16 protein-coding genes are annotated in these 18,440 nt (G+C 58.2%); 7 read left to right on the top strand and 9 right to left on the bottom strand.

What is annotated here, in order from left to right; all coding sequences use genetic code 11:
* Positions 1 to 41 precede the first annotated feature (41 nt).
* On the bottom strand, positions 42 to 2,633 hold the full coding sequence (locus tag ACYZTS_RS01825; protein ID WP_028622567.1) for a glycosyltransferase: 2,592 nt from the start codon (positions 2,631 to 2,633) through the stop codon (positions 42 to 44).
* 276 nt (positions 2,634 to 2,909) lie between these two features.
* Here ACYZTS_RS01825 and tcdA point away from each other — a divergent pair, with 276 nt between their 5' ends.
* Positions 2,910 to 3,722: a tRNA cyclic N6-threonylcarbamoyladenosine(37) synthase TcdA gene (tcdA, locus tag ACYZTS_RS01820; RefSeq protein ID WP_461993594.1), complete on the top strand. Its 813-nt coding sequence runs from the start codon at positions 2,910 to 2,912 to the stop codon at positions 3,720 to 3,722.
* A gap of 91 nt (positions 3,723 to 3,813) precedes the next feature.
* Here the strand turns inward: tcdA and ACYZTS_RS01815 are convergent, their stop codons facing one another.
* From ACYZTS_RS01815 to ACYZTS_RS01800, 4 genes are all read right to left on the bottom strand, one after another.
* Positions 3,814 to 4,218: a SufE family protein gene (locus ACYZTS_RS01815; RefSeq protein WP_461993592.1), complete on the bottom strand. Its 405-nt coding sequence runs from the start codon at positions 4,216 to 4,218 to the stop codon at positions 3,814 to 3,816.
* On the bottom strand, positions 4,215 to 5,420 hold the full coding sequence (locus tag ACYZTS_RS01810) for an aminotransferase class V-fold PLP-dependent enzyme (protein WP_461993590.1): 1,206 nt from the start codon (positions 5,418 to 5,420) through the stop codon (positions 4,215 to 4,217). The genes ACYZTS_RS01815 and ACYZTS_RS01810 overlap by 4 nt, the downstream gene beginning before the upstream one ends.
* A gap of 159 nt (positions 5,421 to 5,579) precedes the next feature.
* Positions 5,580 to 6,614, bottom strand: a complete 1,035-nt coding sequence (gene dapD, locus ACYZTS_RS01805; protein WP_028622563.1) for a 2,3,4,5-tetrahydropyridine-2,6-dicarboxylate N-succinyltransferase — start codon at positions 6,612 to 6,614, stop codon at positions 5,580 to 5,582.
* A 31-nt stretch (positions 6,615 to 6,645) separates the two neighbouring features.
* Entirely contained in the window at positions 6,646 to 7,008 is a 363-nt protein-coding gene (locus ACYZTS_RS01800; RefSeq protein ID WP_461993588.1) for an ArsC family reductase, read from the bottom strand.
* Between ACYZTS_RS01800 and ACYZTS_RS01795 the strand changes: the two genes are divergently transcribed.
* Together ACYZTS_RS01795 and ACYZTS_RS01790 are read left to right on the top strand one after the other, a co-directional pair.
* Positions 6,992 to 7,141, top strand: a complete 150-nt coding sequence (locus ACYZTS_RS01795; protein WP_461993586.1) for a hypothetical protein — start codon at positions 6,992 to 6,994, stop codon at positions 7,139 to 7,141. The two genes, ACYZTS_RS01800 and ACYZTS_RS01795, sit on opposite strands and share 17 nt — an antisense overlap.
* Positions 7,142 to 7,272: 131 nt before the next feature.
* Positions 7,273 to 8,904: a Na+/H+ antiporter gene (locus ACYZTS_RS01790; RefSeq protein ID WP_461993585.1), complete on the top strand. Its 1,632-nt coding sequence runs from the start codon at positions 7,273 to 7,275 to the stop codon at positions 8,902 to 8,904.
* 26 nt (positions 8,905 to 8,930) lie between these two features.
* Here the strand turns inward: ACYZTS_RS01790 and ACYZTS_RS01785 are convergent, their stop codons facing one another.
* From ACYZTS_RS01785 to map, 4 genes are all read right to left on the bottom strand, one after another.
* Positions 8,931 to 9,704 carry a zinc metalloprotease gene (locus ACYZTS_RS01785; protein WP_461993583.1) on the bottom strand — a complete coding sequence of 258 codons (774 nt, stop codon included), beginning with the start codon at positions 9,702 to 9,704 and terminating at the stop codon, positions 8,931 to 8,933.
* 187 nt (positions 9,705 to 9,891) lie between these two features.
* On the bottom strand, positions 9,892 to 11,094 hold the full coding sequence (gene dapC, locus ACYZTS_RS01780) for a succinyldiaminopimelate transaminase (RefSeq protein WP_461993581.1): 1,203 nt from the start codon (positions 11,092 to 11,094) through the stop codon (positions 9,892 to 9,894).
* Positions 11,095 to 11,229: 135 nt separating this feature from the next.
* On the bottom strand, positions 11,230 to 13,932 hold the full coding sequence (locus ACYZTS_RS01775) for a [protein-PII] uridylyltransferase (protein WP_461993579.1): 2,703 nt from the start codon (positions 13,930 to 13,932) through the stop codon (positions 11,230 to 11,232).
* Positions 13,933 to 13,976: 44 nt separating this feature from the next.
* Entirely contained in the window at positions 13,977 to 14,759 is a 783-nt protein-coding gene (gene map, locus ACYZTS_RS01770) for a type I methionyl aminopeptidase (protein ID WP_461993577.1), read from the bottom strand.
* Between the two features lie 373 nt (positions 14,760 to 15,132).
* On the opposite strand from map, the gene rpsB reads away from it, so the two are divergent.
* The 4 genes from rpsB to frr all read left to right on the top strand — a co-directional run bounded on the left by rpsB (position 15,133) and on the right by frr (position 18,433).
* Positions 15,133 to 15,870, top strand: coding sequence for a 30S ribosomal protein S2 (gene rpsB / locus ACYZTS_RS01765; RefSeq protein WP_007907989.1), 738 nt, complete (start codon positions 15,133 to 15,135; stop codon positions 15,868 to 15,870).
* A 192-nt stretch (positions 15,871 to 16,062) separates the two neighbouring features.
* Complete coding sequence (gene tsf / locus ACYZTS_RS01760; protein WP_028622556.1) at positions 16,063 to 16,926, top strand: translation elongation factor Ts; 864 nt, start codon at positions 16,063 to 16,065, stop codon at positions 16,924 to 16,926.
* A 209-nt stretch (positions 16,927 to 17,135) separates the two neighbouring features.
* Positions 17,136 to 17,879 carry a UMP kinase gene (gene pyrH / locus ACYZTS_RS01755; protein ID WP_003172271.1) on the top strand — a complete coding sequence of 248 codons (744 nt, stop codon included), beginning with the start codon at positions 17,136 to 17,138 and terminating at the stop codon, positions 17,877 to 17,879.
* A complete protein-coding gene (gene frr, locus ACYZTS_RS01750) occupies positions 17,876 to 18,433 on the top strand; it encodes a ribosome recycling factor (RefSeq protein ID WP_461993575.1) in 558 nt (185 codons plus the stop codon). The genes pyrH and frr overlap by 4 nt, the downstream gene beginning before the upstream one ends.
* Positions 18,434 to 18,440: the final 7 nt, after the last annotated feature.

The raw sequence follows: 18,440 nt of genomic DNA, 5'->3' as shown, positions 1-18,440 counted from the left end.
AACGGCGACCATTGGCCGCCGTTTAGTGCATCTGTACAGATTTAGACTGCCGGTGCCGTCTGCGCTTCGAGTGCCGGTTTCGGCAGCGAAGACAGGAACGCCATGATCAGCGCCGCCAGATACGGCAGCGACTGCACCAGCAACATGATGACCCAGAAGCGCATGTCATTGCTTGGCATGCCGTTCACCAGATAAATCCCCAGCGCCGCGCCCCACAGCAGCAGCATGATGAACACTTCTTCGCGGGCCTCCGAGATCGCCACCCAGAAACCGTGGTTATCGGCGTTCTTCGGTGTGCGGAAAAACGGAATGCTCGTGGTGAAGAAACCGTACAGCACCGCTTTGGCGATGGTGTGCGACAACGCCAGACCGGCGAGTGCGGCGCAGAAAGCATCTTTCAGATTGACGCCCACCGCGCGACGGTACAAGAAGATGATCTTGCCGACCTTGAACACGAACAGCGCCAGCGGCGGGATTGCGAAGATCAGCAACGGCGGATCGACCCGCTGCGGCACGATGATCATCGCCGCCGACCACAACAGTGCGCCGACGGTAAAGAAGATGTTCATGCCATCGGCGACCCACGGCAACCAGCCCGCGAGGAAGTGATAGCGCTGGCCACGGGTGAGCTCCGAACCCTTGCCGCGCAACAGGCTCGCAGTGTGACGCTTGATGATCTGAATCGCCCCGTAGGCCCAGCGGAATCGCTGTTTCTTGAAGTCGATAAACGTATCGGGCATCAGGCCTTTGCCATAACTGGTGTGGTAGTACGCAGCCGACAGACCTTTCTCGAACACACGCAATCCCAGCTCCGCATCTTCACAGATGCACCAGTCGGCCCAGCCGAGTTCCTCGAGCACTGAGCGACGGGTCATCGTCATGGTGCCGTGCTGGATGATTGCGTCGCGGTCGTTGCGGGTGACCATGCCGATGTGGAAGAAGCCTTTGTATTCCGCATAGCAGAGCTTTTTGAAGGTGCTTTCGTTCTGGTCGCGATAGTCCTGCGGCGACTGCACCACGGCGATTTTCGGATCGGCGAAGTGCGGCACCATGTGCTTCAGCCAGTTTGGATCGACGCAGTAGTCCGAGTCGATCACGGCAATGACTTCGGCATCCTTGGCGGTGTGCGGAATCAGGTAATTCAACGCGCCACCCTTGAAACCTGCCAGCGGTGCGACGTGGAAGAACTTGAAGCGCGGGCCGAGGGTTTCGCAATAATCGCGCACCGGTTCCCAGACCGCCGGGTCCTTGGTGTTGTTGTCGATGATCAGGACTTCGAAGTCCGGATAGTCAAGCTTGGCCAGCGCGTTGAGAGTCTGTTTAACCATCTCCGGCGGCTCGTTGTAACAAGGCACGTGAATCGATACTTTTGGCCTGTAGTCTGAATCGCCCTCCACGGGCAGGAATTCCCGACGCCGCTTGTGGGTCCAGACCGCTTCGGCCAGTTCATGTGCCTCGGTCAGCAGGACGATAAATACCCCGAGTGCACCAAGGGCCAGCAGTATTCCTACAGTCAGGCTGAACCAGGTGCTGTATTGCAGGCTGTAGTCATAACCGATCCACACCAGGACCGAACCGCAAAGAAACGCGATAAAGGTCAGGAAGGTGCGGCCACGTTGACGCAGGGCAGAGCCGTCGATCATCAGCAGGGTCAGCGACAGCAGCGCCAGCACCACAGAACCGACCGCCAGTACGCGCCATTGCGGAATGGCCACGACTGGCCCTTCGAAATTGAATTTCTGCTGGCGTGCAGCGTTGAACACGCCCCAATAAGCGCCCACCGAACCTTCATCGCTGGCCTTCCACGGCTGGTCAAACGCTTCGATCACGAAGTAGTTGAAGCCTTGGCGATTGAGCTTGTTAACCAGCGTGCGCAGGTAGATCGCCTGATCGGCTGGCGACGCATCCGCACCACCGCGCATGCGACCGTTGCTCGGCCAGCCGACCTCCGACAGCAGCAGGGGCTTTTTCGGGAACATTTTCTTCAGATCGCGAGCGCGATCGAGGACGAATTGGCCCGATTGCTCCATGGGCACGTGTTCCCAGTAAGGCAGCACGTGGGCAGCGATCAGGTCAACGTGCTTGGCCAGGCTCGGGTTCTCTTCCCAGATGTGCCACTGCTCGGACGTGGTCACCGGCACTTTCACGGCGGCGCGAACGCGGTCGAGAATGATGCTGAGCTCGGCAGCGGTAATTTCCTTACGGAAAATCGCCTCGTTGCCTACAACCACGCGAACCACACTACGTGAGCTGTTGGCAATTTCGATGGCTTTGAGGATTTCCCGTTCGTTGCGCTCCTCGTCCGGGCTGATCCAGATGCCCAGTGTTACCCGCAGACCGAATTCTTCAGCCAGTTTGGGGATGTTGCCCAACGGGCCGTCGACCGAGTAAGTCCGGATGTTGTCCGTGAGCTTGCTCATGATCTCCAGGTCGCGACGCATTTCATCGTCACTCGGGTACTGATCTTTTTGCGGGTATTGGCCTTGCTGAAAAGGCGAATAGGAAAAGCCGGAGATTTGTTCAGGCCAATTGGGGGCGGTGACCGGGCGATTGATCAGCGCCCAGAAGCCGGTAAACAAGGCAGCGATGGCGAGCACCACGACCAGGTTGAGTCCAAATTTACGCGATGACATAACTTTTTCGGGTTCCAGGGGCTGCTGAACGAAGGAACGGTCGGCGGCTGACTGCCTAGGGGCATGGGGCGCGCATCCTACACTGGGCGTTCACTGACCGTACAGCGGACAGGGAAAAGCCCGACATTGGGCACTCGAACTTACCGTAAGTTCTTAGCTTGGACCTTGTAGGACAATTCTTGGTTCTGTCTTGCCTGAATAAAGCCGTTCATACACCAAAGATGCTCTTGGCCGCTGACGGCCCTATAATGCGCGCCGGTTTTTTAGGTAATGGTCATGAGCACAGAAGATCCGCGGTTTGCAGGCATCGCCCGGTTGTACGGCATCGAAGGTCTAGAACGCTTGCGCGCCGCGCACGTGGCGATCGTCGGTGTCGGCGGCGTTGGTTCCTGGGCGGCGGAAGCCATCGCACGGTGTGGTGTGGGCGAAATTTCGCTATTCGATCTGGACGATGTCTGCGTCAGTAACGCCAACCGTCAGTTGCACGCGTTGGACAGCACCGTCGGCAAACCCAAGGTCGAAGTCATGGCCGAGCGCTTGCGCGGCATCAATCCAGACTGCACGGTGCACGCGGTGGCGGATTTCGTCACGCGCGAGACCATGGCCGAGTACATCACGACGAACATTGATTGCGTGATTGACTGCATCGACAGCGTCAATGCCAAGGCCGCGCTGATCGCCTGGTGCAAACGCCGCAAGATTCAGATCATCACCACCGGCGGCGCGGGCGGCCAGATCGACCCGACACTGATCCAGGTCTGCGATCTGAACCGAACGTTCAACGATCCGCTGGCCTCGAAAGTGCGCTCGACCTTGCGCCGCGATTACAACTTCTCTCGCACCGTGACTCGCCACTACAGTGTGCCCTGCGTTTTTTCCACCGAACAACTGCGCTACCCGAAACCGGATGGCAGCATTTGTTTGCAGAAGAGTTTTGTCGGTGATGGTGTGAAGCTTGACTGCGCCGGCGGGTTTGGCGCGGTGATGATGGTGACGGCGACCTTCGGCATGGTCGCGGCGACCAAGGCTGTGGATAAGATTGTGGCAGGCGTGCGGCGGCCGGCAGATCGGGTCAAGCCGGCGGTTTAATGATTGTGGCAGCAGACGCCATCGCGAGCAGGCTCGCTCCCACATTTGGAATGCGTTTCACCTGTGGGAGTGAGCCTGCTCGCGATGGCGATCAACCCGCCAACTCATTCATCCGCTGAAGCACCGCATTCAGCCCATTACTGCGCGAAGGCGACAACTGCCGACTCAGCCCCAATTGGCTAAACCATTCCGGCAAATCCACCGCACGCAATTCGCTCGCCGACAACCCGTTGACCCGCACCAGCAACAACGCCACCAATCCGCGAATCAACCGCGCGTCGCTACTGGCGGCGAATTGCCAATGTCCATCCGTCAGCGAGCCGATGAGCCACACCTGACTTTCACAGCCATGCACGCGATTGGCTTCAACCTTGTCGGCGTCGCTTAACGCTGGCAGCCGATCCCCCCACTGCATCAGCAGGCGCGCGCGTTGTTCCCAACCCGCCGCATTCTGAAATACATCCAGTGCCGCAACCGCCTCGGCAGGCAAACTCATCGCAACAGCTCCAGGGCCTGATCCAGCGCTTCAAAAAATCGTTCGAGGTCTTGCGAATCGTTGTACAACGCCAGCGACACCCGAATCGCTCCCGCCAGTTCGAAGCTTTTCAGTAATGGCATGGCGCAGTGATGACCGGCACGCACGGCGATGCCTTGTTCGGTCAGCAAGTGTGCAAGATCGGAGTTATGCACACCCTCGACGACAAAGCTGACCAACGCCAAACGCGGTTTGCCTAATAAGCGGATGCCGTTGCGCGCCCGAAGGCCCTTGAGCAGGTAGTCGTGCAGCGCTGCTTCATGGGAAGACACGGCGTCCTGATCCAGTCCCGCCAGATAATCCAGCGTCGCACCAAACCCGATCGCACTGGCAATCGGCGGCGTGCCGGCCTCGAACCCCAGCGGCGCCGGGCGGAAGCGAGCGCTGTGATAGTCCGCGTCCAGCACCATTTCGCCGCCGAACTGCCAATGATGCAATTCCTTCAGGGCCTCATTGCGAGCGAACACCACGCCCAGCCCATCCGGCCCGTACAGCTTATGGCTGGAAAACACATAGAAGTCACACCCCAGCGCCTGCACGTCGTGCCGCCCGTGGACCACTCCTTGCGCGCCATCAACCACGCTCAGTGCGTCATGAGCTTTGGCCATCGCCAGCAGTGCCGGCAGAGGTTGCCACGCGCCGAGCACGTTGGATAGCTGACTGACTGCCAGTAAACGGGTGCGCGGCCCGATCAACGCTGCGGCAGAATCAAGGTCGATCAAGCCGTCGGGATCCAGCGGCAGAATCACCAGTTTCACGTCGCGACGGTGGGCCAGTTGCTGCCATGGCAGCAGGTTGGCGTGATGCTCCAGGGCGCTGATGGCGATTTCATCGCCCGGATTGAATAAATGCTCCAGGCCGTAGGCGAGGAGATTCAGTGCAGAGGTCGCGCCGTGGGTAAAGATGATCTGCCCGCTTTCGCCTGCATTCAACCATTGTGCGACTTTGCTCCGGCTGTTCTCGAACGCTTGAGTCGCATGGGCGCCGGGCAAGTGCTGCGCCCGGTGCACGTTGGCTGCGCCATTGGCGTAGTAGTGCGTGAGCGCATCTATCAGGGCTTGCGGTTTTTGCGTGGTGGCGGCGTTGTCCAGATAGGTCTGGTCTTGCCGTTGCAGCGCGGCGATAGCTGGAAAATCGGCGCGCCAGGGGGAGGGAATCATCATGGAATGCGGCCCTGGTGAACATGGGCGAGGGGAACGCCTGACCTTGACCTTGTGGGAGCGAAGCTTGCTCGCGAAGCTTTTGGCGGCCTCAAGGGCCCCTTCGCGAGCAAGCTTCGCTCCTACAGGTGATCGTGTGACGCTGTCAGCAGCAAACTGTGCTTAGTTGTGAGCGTGAAGCGCTTCGTTCAGTTCGATAGCCGATTTGTGGGTTTTGCATTCCACCGCACCGGTCTCCGAATTGCGACGGAACAGCAGGTCCGGCTGACCGGCCAGCTCACGCGCCTTGACCACTTTGACCAGCGCATTGTTTTCGTCCAGCAGCGCGACTTTGGTGCCGGCGGTGACGTACAGGCCCGACTCGACGGTGTTGCGGTCGCCCAATGGGATGCCGATACCCGCGTTGGCACCGATCAGGCAGCCTTCGCCGACCTTGATCACAATGTTGCCGCCGCCCGACAGGGTGCCCATGGTCGAGCAGCCGCCGCCCAGGTCCGAACCCTTGCCGACGAACACGCCCGCAGACACACGGCCTTCGATCATGCCAGGGCCTTCGGTGCCGGCGTTGAAGTTGACGAAACCTTCGTGCATCACGGTGGTGCCTTCACCCACGTAAGCGCCCAGGCGCAGACGGGCAGCATCGGCGATACGCACGCCGGCCGGGACCACGTAGTCGGTCATTTTCGGGAATTTGTCGACCGAGAACACTTCCAGCAGATCGCCACGCAGACGAGCTTCCAGTTGACGCTCGGCGACCTCGGCCAGGTCTATCGCACCCTGGCTGGTCCAGGCGACGTTCGGCAGCAAAGGGAAAATCCCGGCGAGGTTCAGGCCGTGCGGCTTGACCAGACGATGGGACAGCAGGTGCAGTTTGAGGTAAGCCTCTGGGGTCGACGACAATTGCGCGTCATCAGCCAGCAAAGTCGCGACCAGCGGCTTGTGGCTTTCGGCCAGGCGGGTCAGCAGCGCGGCCTGAACGGAGTCGACGCCTTTCAGCGCGTCAGCCATCTGCGAGGCCTGGGTGGTGGTGAACGTGATGGCCTGGTTGCCTTCGCTGTAACCCAGAACAGGCGCTACGGCCGCAACCAATTCGGCCGACGGATTGAGCAGTGGCTGCGCGTAAAACACTTCCAGCCATGCGCCTTGACGGTTTTGCGTGCCGACACCAAAGGCCAGGCTGAACAGGGTAGTGGACATGTGAATACCTCTAACAAATTGAACGGGCTGCTTACTTGAGGGCGGCCGCGTAGATATCTGGCTTGAAGCCAATCAGGGTTCGGTCACCGAGATCAAGTACCGGGCGCTTGATCATCGAGGGTTGGGCGAGCATCAACTCGATGGCTTTCGACTGGTCGAGATCGGCTTTGCGTTCGTCTTCGAGCTTGCGAAAGGTCGTGCCTGCACGGTTCAACACCACTTGCCAGCCGTGCTCGTTGCACCATTGGATCAAGTGTTGACGGTCGATTCCGGCCGTTTTGTAATCATGAAAGTCATAGCTGACAGCGTGTTCATCGAGCCAGGTGCGCGCCTTTTTCATGGTGTCGCAAGCTTTGATGCCGAAAAGGTGCAACGTTTTGCTTGAAACGGTCAAGGAATTGCCCCCTTTACAGGTGCTGAAAAAAAAGGTGAAGGATTATGCCATGGCCTGCCGGTTAGCGGATAAAACCTGTGCCAGCCGGTTTGCTCGCGACAGCGAAAATTCAGTCAGCCTGGGCGCTGGCTAACACATCGCCTTCGCGAGGAGGCTCGCTCCCACCGGGGTCTTGGCTGCGTGCGACATTGGTGTAAAGGCCAGTGAGCAGTGTAAGCGGCTAATATGGCACTTCATGTTGCCGACACTGCGGAACCTCGCTTTATGCAAACTGCCTACACCGTCCTGATTCTGTTGATGCTGGTCAGCGTCTCGCGTTTGGTCGGACGAGTGATTCCGTTGCCGTTGCCGCTGGTGCAGATTGCGGCGGGCGCGTTGCTCGCGTGGCCGACCTTGGGCCTGCATGTTGCCCTCGATCCGGAACTGTTCCTTTTCCTGTTCCTGCCACCGCTGCTGTTTTCCGATGGCTGGCGCATGCCCAAGCGCGAATTGTGGCGTCTGCGCGGGCCGATCCTGACGCTCGCGGTAGGGCTTGTGCTGTTCACGGTGGTCGGCGCCGGGTATTTCATTCACTGGCTGATTCCGAGCATTCCGCTGCCGGTGGCGTTTGCTCTGGCGGCGGTGTTGTCGCCAACGGATGCCGTGGCCTTATCGGCGATTTCGCAAAACCGTCTGCCGACCCCGCTGATGCACATGCTGCAGGGCGAGGCCTTGATGAACGACGCCTCGGGCCTGGTGACTTTCAAATTTGCCTTGGCGGCCGCGGTCACCGGGGTGTTTTCTCTGGCCAATGCCAGCGTGACGTTCGTGCTGGTGGCCGTCGGCGGTCTGGCGGTTGGGGTTGTGTTGAGCTGGCTGGTCGGGCGCTTGCGCTCGTGGATGGTTGCGCGCGGCTGGGACGATCCGGCGACCCACGTAGTGTTCATGTTGCTGCTCCCGTTTGCCGCCTATGTGCTGGCCGAACGCCTCGGCGCCTCCGGCATTCTTTCAGCCGTCGCCGCCGGCATGATGCAGAGCTGGCTCGATTTGCTGCCGCGTCAGACCAGCACCCGACTACTGAATCGCAGCGTCTGGTCGCTGCTGGAATTCGCTTTCAACGGCCTTATCTTCCTGCTGCTGGGCCTGCAATTACCGGACATCATCAAAGCGGTGGTCAGCCACGAAACGTCCTTGTGGCCGACATTGCTCCACCGCTGCCTGGATGTGGTGGCGATTTTTCTAGTGCTGCTGGTATTGCGATTCGTCTGGGTGCAAAGCATCTGGCGCCTCTCGGGGCTGCTGCGACGCCTGCGTGGCAAGGGGCAGATGACCCAAGTGCCGACTGCGCGCTCGTGCTGGTTGCTGACCGTGGGCGGCGTGCGCGGAGCGGTGACGTTGGCCGGCGTCTTGTCGGTGCCGATGTTGATGGGCGGCGCTGCGTTTCCTGAACGTGATTTGCTGATTTTCATCGCAGCCGGAGTGATTCTGCTGTCCTTGATTGCGGCCTGTATCGCGTTGCCGCTGTTGCTGCGCGGCATCCAGAAAAGCCCGGACGACCAGCGGCGCGGTGAAGTGCGCGATGCCTGGCGCAAGACTGCCGAAGCTGCGATTCATGCATTGGAAGCCGAGGAGGCCAAACCCCAGGATGCCGCCGAGGCCGCGTTGGCCACAGAACTCAAGGCTCGGATCATGTCCGAATATCGGCATCAACTGGAGGTGTTCAACGATTCGGCCGAAGCCCAGGCGCTGGCGTTCCAGATGGATTTGCTGGAACGGCGCCTGCGACTCAAAGCGCTGCGGGCGCAGCGCCTGGAGTTATACAAACTCAGCCGACTCCATCAGATTGGTGATGATGTGTTAAGGGAAGTGTTGGGTGAACTTGATTTGAGCGAGGCGAATTTGGGGGCGGTCAAATAATCGCGAGTTGATTGCCTGCAGCCGAATCAATCGCTCTCCGTTGGAGGGTAAGGATAAACCTCCGCCATAAAGGCTTTGTCCTTATCACTGAGTACCCAGTTAAGGTCGACTTTGAAGTCGCCATGCGTCCATTCCTGCCGGACAACATAATGCATGATCGACCGAGGATCGTAGGGCGAGTTTTTTACTTCATTTGCGTCAAGCAGGTTGAAATAACGATCGTCCACAGTTTGACGAGTGAGACTATCCTGGCCGGTATCTTCGTCAGGATCTTCGGGCAGCCAATGCGATGCATAAACAGCTGGCTTGTTCCAGGGGATATTTGCCGCAGGATTTAGTTGTTCATGTTGCGCCCCAAGTACATGGCCAAATTCGTGCGTGGCATTGGCGACGAAGTATTTTTTTGAATGTTGATAGTCCGTTGCCAAGGCCATGGTTGGAAGGCTTTGATCTGTCACTGTCAAAGCGTCGGTGCCAATGTAGGACCAATAAACTCCCTGCTGACACCTGATGCGAATATCGCCTTCTGTTCCTTCAACAAACTCTAAGTTCAAATTGATATGGGGCTGCCAGTTTTCAACAGCACTCTTGACGGCTTCCTTGAATTCTTGATCGCCGTTCAGAAATGCAACGCGCAACGTGCGACCTGGTGCCCAGAAGCGAGCGTGTTTGCCAACGGCGCGTTTTTTGCGGCCGGGTGCGGAGTCAGAGCGATTGGCAGGGTTCTCGGCGATGGCCACTTGGTAAGCAGCATCAGGGTCCAGCGGGGTTTTAACTTGGCAGCATGATTCAATGTCCATAAAAAACATCCATTGTTTTTATCGTTTAAATTAGTGTTTTTAAGTTTGTGCGCGAACTTTATAAAAGTGTAGATGCGCAATTAAGAATAAGCTCATTGCTCGCCGAAAGTGAAGTCGGAAGTAAGTTGGTGATATTACTTTATGTTTGTTGGTGCCGCACAGCATTGCGCCGTGCGGCTATTCAATTTCAGAGACGTTGGCGAATGATATATTCGCGTATACGTTCTGCCGCCTCAACACATTCCGCCAACGGTGCAACCAGCGCCAGGCGCACGCGGCCGGCACCGGGGTTAAACCCGTCAACTTCGCGGGAGAGGTAAGAGCCCGGCACGACCGTCACATGTTCTTCAACAAACAGATCACGGCAAAACGCTTCGTCATCGCCATTCACATTCGGCCATAGATAAAAACCGCCGTCCGGTCGCTGCACGTCCATCACCGGGCTGAGAATTTCCAGCACGGCGTCGTATTTCTCGCGGTACAGGTCACGGTTGGCGCGCACGTGTTCTTCATCATTCCACGCGGCCACGCTGGCCAGTTGCGTCTGCACTGGCATCGCGCAGCCGTGGTAGGTGCGGTAAAGCAGGAAGCCTTTGAGAATGTCGGCATCGCCTGCAACAAAGCCCGAGCGCAGGCCCGGCAGGTTGGAGCGCTTGGACAGGCTGTGAAACACCACGCAACGCTTGAAGTCCTTGCGACCCAGTTCCACGCAGGCGCTGAGCAGGCCCGGCGGCGGCGTTTGTTCGTCGAAGTACAGCTCGCTATAGCATTCGTCGGCGGCGATCACGAAGTCATATTCGTCAGCCAGCGCGATGAGTTTTTTCAGTGTGTCGAGCGGAATCAGCGCGCCTGTCGGGTTGCCTGGCGAGCACAGGAACAGGATCTGGCAACGTTTCCAGATGTCTGGTGAAACGGCGTCGAAATCCGGGTTGAAACCGTTTTCATCCAGGCACGGCAGGTAGTGCGGCTTGGCCCCGGCCAGGAACGCGGCACCTTCGTAGATCTGGTAGAACGGATTCGGGCTGACCACCAGCGCGTCGTCGCCACGGTTGACCACGGTTTGAGTGAAGGCGAACAGCGCCTCACGTGTGCCGTTGACCGGCAGCACATTGCGCGCCGGATCAAGCCAGCCGGTTGGGACATCGAAGCGACGTTCGCACCACGCAGCGATGGCTTCACGCAAAGCCGGAACGCCGAGGGTGGTCGGGTAGACGGCCATCTGATCCAGATTGTTCGCCAACGCTTCAGCGACGAAGCTTGGCGAACGATGCTTGGGCTCGCCGATGGACAGCGCGATCGGGCGCTTGTCCGGGTTAGGCGTGACACTGCCGAGCAGGGCGCGGAGCTTCTCGAACGGGTAGGGCTGCAACTGGTTTAAAGCGTTGTTCATCGGTAAATCTCGTTCGGAGTGGAGATCCTGTAGGAGCCGGCTTGCTGGCGATGGAATCGCTGCGGTGTGTCAGATGCACCGGGGGGAAGCGTTCGCCAGCAAGCCGGCTCCTACAGAATGCGAGTCTTCACAGGTTTAAATACTGATCCGCGACAAATTGATTTCGGACTCCTGGTTGACCGTCAGCTGTTCAACGATCGCATCCTGCAAACGGCTGCACAGCAACGGGTCGGACAGCTGCTGATTGTTGGCGTCGGTGATGAAGAACACGTCTTCCACGCGCTCGCCCAGCGTGGCGATCTTGGCATTTTGCAGTGACAGGTCGAACTCGAGGAAAATCGTCCCGATCCGCGCGAGCAGGCCCGGGCGATCCGGCGCGCTGAGTTCCAGCACGGTCACCGGGCGTTGGGCGTCGTTGTGAATGGTCACCTGCGGCGCAAACGCGAAATGCTTGAGCTGACGCGGCACTCGACGCTGGATGATCGTCGGGTAATCGTCCGGGTTGCGCAGGGCCTCGGTCAGCCCTTCGCGGATCTGTTTGACTCGCGTCGGATTGTCGCCGATCGAGTCGCCGTCCGTGTCGAGCACGATATAGGTGTCGAGGGTGAACTGGCTGCTCGAGGTGATGACGCGCGCGTCGTGAATGTTCAGGTTGAGCTGATCCATGGCGGCCACCGTCACCGCGAAGAAGTCGTGCTGGTCCGGCGCATAGATGAAGATCTGCGTGCCGCCCTCGAATTCGCGCTGAGTGGTTTCCTTGATCAGCACCAGCGGGCCGCCATCGGCCGGCTGCTGCAGGATGGCGTCGGTATGCCAGGCGACATCGCCGGCCGTGTGGCGCAGGAAATAGTCATCGCCCAGTTGCGACCACAACTGTTCGACGTCGTCTGGATCCGTGCCGCCGCGCACCAGAATGTCCAGCGCGGCGCTCTGCGTCTGACGGATCTGCATTTCCCGATCCACGGGGTTTTCCAGACCGCGGCGCAAGGCTCGCTTGGTCTCGGTATACAGCTGGCGCAACAGGCTCGCACGCCAGGAGTTCCACAGTGTCGGGTTGGTCGCATTGATATCGGCGACGGTCAGCACATACAGATAATCAAGGTGCGTTTCATCGCCGACGATCTGGGCGAAGTCGTGGATCACCTGCGGGTCGGACAAGTCCTTGCGCTGAGCGGTGGTCGACATCACCAGATGGTTTTGCACCAGCCAGACAATCAGGCGGCTGTCCCACACCGGCAACTGATGGCGCTGGCAAAAAGCTTCTGCGTCCACCGCGCCGATTTCCGAGTGATCACCGTGCCGGCCCTTGCCGATGTCGTGATAAAGCCCGGCGAGGTAAATCAGCTCCGGTTTTGGCAGCTTGGCCATGAGCTTGCTGGCCAGCGGGAATTTCTCCGACACCTGGGTGTACTGCAACTTACGCAAATGTTTGATCAGATTCAGCGTGTGCGCATCGACGGTATAAATGTGGAACAGATCATGCTGCATCTGTCCGACGATAAACCCGAACTCCGGCAGATAACGCCCGAGGATGCCGTAACGATTCATCCGGCGCAGGTTGCGGTGGATGCCGATCTTGCATTTGAACAGTTCGATGAACAGGCTGGTATTACGAATATCGTTGCGGAAATCGTCGTCGATCAGATGACGATTTTCCCGCAGCAGGCGAATGGTGTCGGCGCGCACGCCTTTGATGTCAGGCTGCTGGGCCATCAGCACGAAGATCTCGAGCATGGCGAACGGCGTGCGGCGGAACACGTTGTCGTTGCGCGCTTCGATGTAGCCGTCATGCAGCTGGAACCGTGAGTTGATCGGCGTCGGCGGCGCTTCGTCCTCCGGTGCGAGGATCACTTCTTCGAAATGCTGGATGATCAGGTCGCTGAGCTGGGCAATGCTCATGACCACCCGATAATACTGTTGCATGAAGTTTTCAATGGCTTGTTTGGCGTCGTCGCCTTCGAACCCCAGCAGCCCGGCGATGGAGCGCTGATGATCGAACAACAAGCGGTCTTCGGAACGACCGGCGAGCATGTGCAGGGCGTAACGCACCTTCCACAGGAACTCCTGCGACGAAGCCAGCAGGGCGTTTTCGCTCTCGACCAGAAAACCTTCGCCGGCCAGTGCCCGCAGATTCAGGGTGCCGTATTGACGACGTGCCACCCACAGAATCGTCTGAATATCCCGCAGGCCGCCGGGCGAGCCTTTGACGTTGGGTTCCAGGTTGTATTCAGTGTCGTTGTACTTGTGGTGACGGGCCTTCTGCTCGGCGCGTTTGGCCAGGAAGAATTCCTTGCTCGGCCACATCTGCGCGGTACTGGTGACATCCAGCATGCGCTGGCGCAAACGCTCGGGCCCGGCAATGGTTCGGCTTTCCATCAGGTTGGTGATCACCGTCAGGTCGGCGCGGGCTTCAATCGCACATTCGTCCACCGAGCGAACGCTCTGACCGACTTCCAGGCCGATGTCCCACAACAGCGTCAGAAAACGCTCGATAGAGTCACGAAAAATCTCGTGGTCGGCGCTGTCCAGCAGGATCAGCAAGTCAATATCGGAGTAAGGGTGCAACTCGCCGCGACCGTAGCCACCGACCGCGACCAGCGCGATGTCGGCGTCCTCGCTCCAATCGAACTGCTCCCAGGCCTTTTGCAGGATGTTGTCGACGAACCAGGCGCGATCCTCGATCAGCCGGCGAATGTCCCGGCCGCTGCGAAAGCGCTCATCGAGAACCTCGCGGGCCTGGCGGATCGCTTTCTTGAAAGCCGCGATCGGGCTGGCCTTCAGGGCCAGTTCAGCCTGAAACTGGCCACGGTCGAAGAGTTCGGGATCCACCTGCGGCATTGATTGGCTTTCCTGTCTATAAGGCTGGGAGCAGTGAAACTGTATCAGGCCGAGAGGCGCGCAATGGTGTCGTCGGCCCGCAAAGTGAAGATCTCGTAACCGGTTTCGGTGACCAGCAGGGTGTGTTCCCACTGTGCCGACAGTTTGCGGTCCTTGGTAATCGCGGTCCAGCCGTCGCCCAGTACCTTGGTGTCGGCCTTGCCCTGGTTGATCATCGGCTCGATGGTGAAGGTCATGCCGGCTTGCAGTTCCATGCCGGTGCCCGCGCGGCCGTAGTGCAGGATCTGCGGTTCTTCGTGAAACACCTTGCCGATGCCGTGGCCGCAGAATTCGCGGACCACCGAAAAGCCGTTCTTTTCCGCGTGCTTCTGGATCACTTCACCGATATCGCCCAAGCGGCAGCCGGGTTTGACCAGTTCAATCGCCTTGTACATGCATTCCTGTGTGACCTGCGAAAGGCGCTCGGCCCAGACCGGAACCATGCCGACGTGGAACATGCGGCTGGTGTCGCCGTGGTAACCGTCCTTGATCACGGTGACGTCGATGTTCAGCGTGTCGCCATCTTTCAACGGTTTTTCGTTGGGAATGCCGTGGCAAACCACGTGATTGATCGAGGTGCAGATCGACTTCGGGTAGCCCTTGTAGTTGAGCGGGGCAGGGATGGCTTTCTGCTCGTTGACAATGTAGTCATGGCAGATGCGGTCCAGTTCTTCGGTGGTGACACCGGGTTTGACATGTTCGGCAATCATTTCCAGCACATCGGCGGCCAGTTTGCCGGCGACACGCATTTTTGCGATGTCCTCCGGGGTTTTGAGGGTGACGGTCATACAGGCTCTCTCTGCGCTCGAGGGCGCTTGCTAAAACGAAGCGGGCAAAATGCGATTGATCCTCGCCGCCCGGAAAAACGCGATTCTAACAGACGACAGGGGCAAATCTGAGCCTCTGTACGTCGCTTCTTCTTATAGATAGGCGCATTCTTGAGCGATTCCAAGGGCACCTGCGAACACGCGCATCGGGAATCGAGAATCCGGGTTCCGTTTTTTACAGCCCTGTGATATAAAATGCGCCGCTTTCCGGGGATACCTCGGAAGGCTTAAATCCACACACGTGTCGACACGATGACCTGGGTGCCTTCAGCTGATGCTGCTGGTTGGTCATTGGGATACGTGGAGGCCAAACCCGACTTATTAAGGAACTATCATGTCCCAAGTCAACATGCGCGATATGCTGAAGGCCGGTGTGCACTTCGGTCACCAGACCCGTTACTGGAACCCGAAAATGGGTAAGTACATTTTCGGCGCGCGCAACAAGATCCACATTATCAACCTTGAAAAAACCCTGCCAATGTTCAACGAAGCTCTGACTTTCGTAGAGCGTCTGGCCCAGGGCAAAAACAAGATTCTGTTCGTCGGCACCAAGCGTTCCGCTGGCAAGATCGTTGCTGAAGAAGCAGCACGTTGCGGTTCGCCGTACGTCGATCACCGCTGGTTGGGCGGCATGCTGACCAACTTCAAAACCATCCGTGCTTCCATCAAGCGTCTGCGTGACCTTGAAGTGCAGGCCGAAGACGGTACTTTCGCCAAGCTGACCAAGAAAGAAGCGCTGATGCGCACTCGCGATCTTGAGAAGCTCGATCGTTCCCTGGGTGGTATCAAGGACATGGGCGGTCTGCCAGACGCTTTGTTCGTTATCGACGTTGATCACGAGCGCATCGCGATCACCGAAGCCAACAAGCTGGGCATCCCGGTTATCGGCGTAGTCGATACCAACAGCAGCCCGGAAGGCGTTGACTACATCATCCCAGGCAACGATGACGCAATCCGCGCTATCCAGTTGTACATGGGTTCGATGGCTGACGCAGTTATCCGCGGTCGCAACCACGTTGCTGGCGGCACCGAGCAGTTCGTTGAAGAAGCTCCGGCAGCTGCAGCTGAGTAATTGACGCCCTGGCGTTGACTCAGTAAGCAAAAAGGGGGCTTGGCCCCCTTTTTGCCACCTCGAAAACCATTTGTCCGGTGGCGCAATTACAGCATTTGTAACTTGCAGCTGCTAACAAGGGTGGTTGGGGAAGAATTGATCGCCCGATCGATCGGGTGGAATGGTTGAAAACCTATCCAAGAGGATTTTGAAATGGCAGAGATTACTGCAGCGTTGGTCAAAGAACTGCGCGAGCGTACTGGCGAAGGCATGATGGATTGCAAAAAAGCCTTGACCAAGGCTGGCGGCGACATCGAAAAAGCCATTGATGACATGCGTGCTTCGGGCGCCATCAAGGCTGCCAAGAAAGCAGGCAACGTTGCTGCTGAAGGCGCAATCGCTCTTAAAGAAGACGGCAAGTCCGCCGTTCTGCTGGAAGTGAACTCGCAGACCGACTTCCTGGCTCTGCAGGACGACTTCAAGGCATTCGTCGCTTCCAGCGTTGAAAAAGCCTTCGCTGACAAGTTGACTGACGTCGCTCCGCTGATCGAAGCTCAAGAAGCTGATCGCCTGGTACTGGTCGGCAAGGTTGGCGAAAACGTCAACATCCGTCGTCTGGCTCGCGTAGAAGGTGATGTTGTTGGTGGTTACCTGCACGGCAACAAGATCGGTGTTGCGGTTGTTCTGAAGGGCGGCGACGTTGAGCTGGCCAAAGACATCGCTATGCACGTAGCGGCTACCAACCCGGAATTCCTGCTGCCATCGGAAGTTTCCGCTGAAGCAGTAGAGCGCGAGAAAGGCGTGTTCCTGACCCTCAACGCTGACAAGATCGCTGGCAAGCCAGAGAACATCGTTGAAAACATGGTCAAAGGCCGTATCAGCAAGTTCCTGGCTGAAGCGAGCCTGGTTGAGCAGGCGTTCGTCAAGAACCCTGAAATCAAGGTCGGTGAACTGGCCAAGAAAGCCGGTGCTGAAATCGTTTCCTTCACCTACTTCAAAGTAGGCGAAGGCATCGAGAAGCCGGTCGACAACTTCGCTGAAGAAGTTGCTGCCCAGCTGGCTGCCGCCAAGCAATAAGACAGTTTTCAACTGTCGCCCTGAAGAGGCTGCCCGCTAACGCGCGCAGCCTCTTTTCAAATGGGGTGCCAATTTTGTATTGGTTTCCTTGAGGGACTGGCTTACAAAGCCATGTTCCGATGGCGCTGAAGCAGCGCCAAGCTAGAGTGAACGCCAGCTGTAAACAGCTCGCAAAGAATTTTTAAAATACGCCGCAGGAGAGATTCGCAATGGCTCAGCAGGGCAGTGGTTATCAGGCTCGCTATAAACGCATTCTACTCAAGCTTAGCGGCGAGGCCCTGATGGGCTCGGAAGAGTTCGGGATCGACCCGAAAGTCCTGGATCGCATGGCGCTGGAAGTTGGCCAACTGGTCGGCATCGGCGTTCAGGTGGGTCTGGTGATTGGCGGCGGCAACCTGTTCCGCGGTGCCGCGCTGAGCGCAGCCGGCATGGATCGGGTGACCGGGGATCACATGGGCATGCTGGCCACTGTGATGAACGCCCTGGCCATGCGCGATGCGCTGGAACGTGCCAATATCTCGGCCATCGTGATGTCGGCCATTTCCATGGTCGGCGTGACTGATCATTACGATCGTCGCAAAGCCATGCGTCATCTGAACGCCAAGGAAGTCGTGATTTTCGCAGCCGGTACCGGTAATCCGTTCTTTACTACGGATTCGGCAGCCTGCCTGCGTGCAATCGAAATCGACGCCGATGTCGTGCTCAAGGCGACCAAGGTCGATGGCGTCTACACCGCTGACCCATTCAAAGACCCGCATGCCGAGAAGTTCGATCATCTGACTTATGATGAAGTGCTGGATCGCAAGCTGGGCGTGATGGATCTAACGGCCATTTGCCTGTGCCGCGATCACAAGATGCCATTGCGCGTATTTAACATGAACAAGCCCGGCGCCCTGCTGAACATCGTACATGGCGGCGCTGAAGGGACCCTGATCGAGGAAGGCCAACAATGATCAACGACATCAAGAAAGACGCTCAAGAGCGCATGCAAAAATCCCTGGAATCTCTGTCCCACGCGTTTGGCCAGATCCGCACCGGCAAGGCTCACCCGAGCATCCTGGGTAGCGTAATGGTGCCTTACTATGGCGCGGACACTCCGTTGAGCGGCGTTGCCAACGTCACCGTAAAAGACTCCCGCACCCTTCAGGTCGTGGCGTTCGAGCGCAATATGCTGGCTGCCGTCGACAAGGCGATCCAGAGCGCTGGTTTGAACCTCAACCCGACCAACCTGGGTGAGTTGTTGCTGATCTCCATGCCCGCCCTGACAGAAGAAACCCGCAAAGGCTTCACCAAGCAGGCTCGTAGCGCCGCCGAAGACGCCCGGGTTGCCGTGCGCAACATCCGTCGCGATGCATTGAGTGAACTGAAAAAACTGGTCAAGGACAAGGAAATCAGCGAAGACGAAGAGCGTCGTGCTGCTGCCGATATCCAGAAGCTCACCGACAAGGCTGAGGCCGATATCGACGCGGCGACCAAGCAAAAAGAAGCGGACCTGATGGCCGTATAAGGGTCGC

This window comes from Pseudomonas sp. TMB3-21 (assembly GCF_054898145.1).
This window is presented reverse-complemented; position numbering and strand designations above follow the sequence as displayed.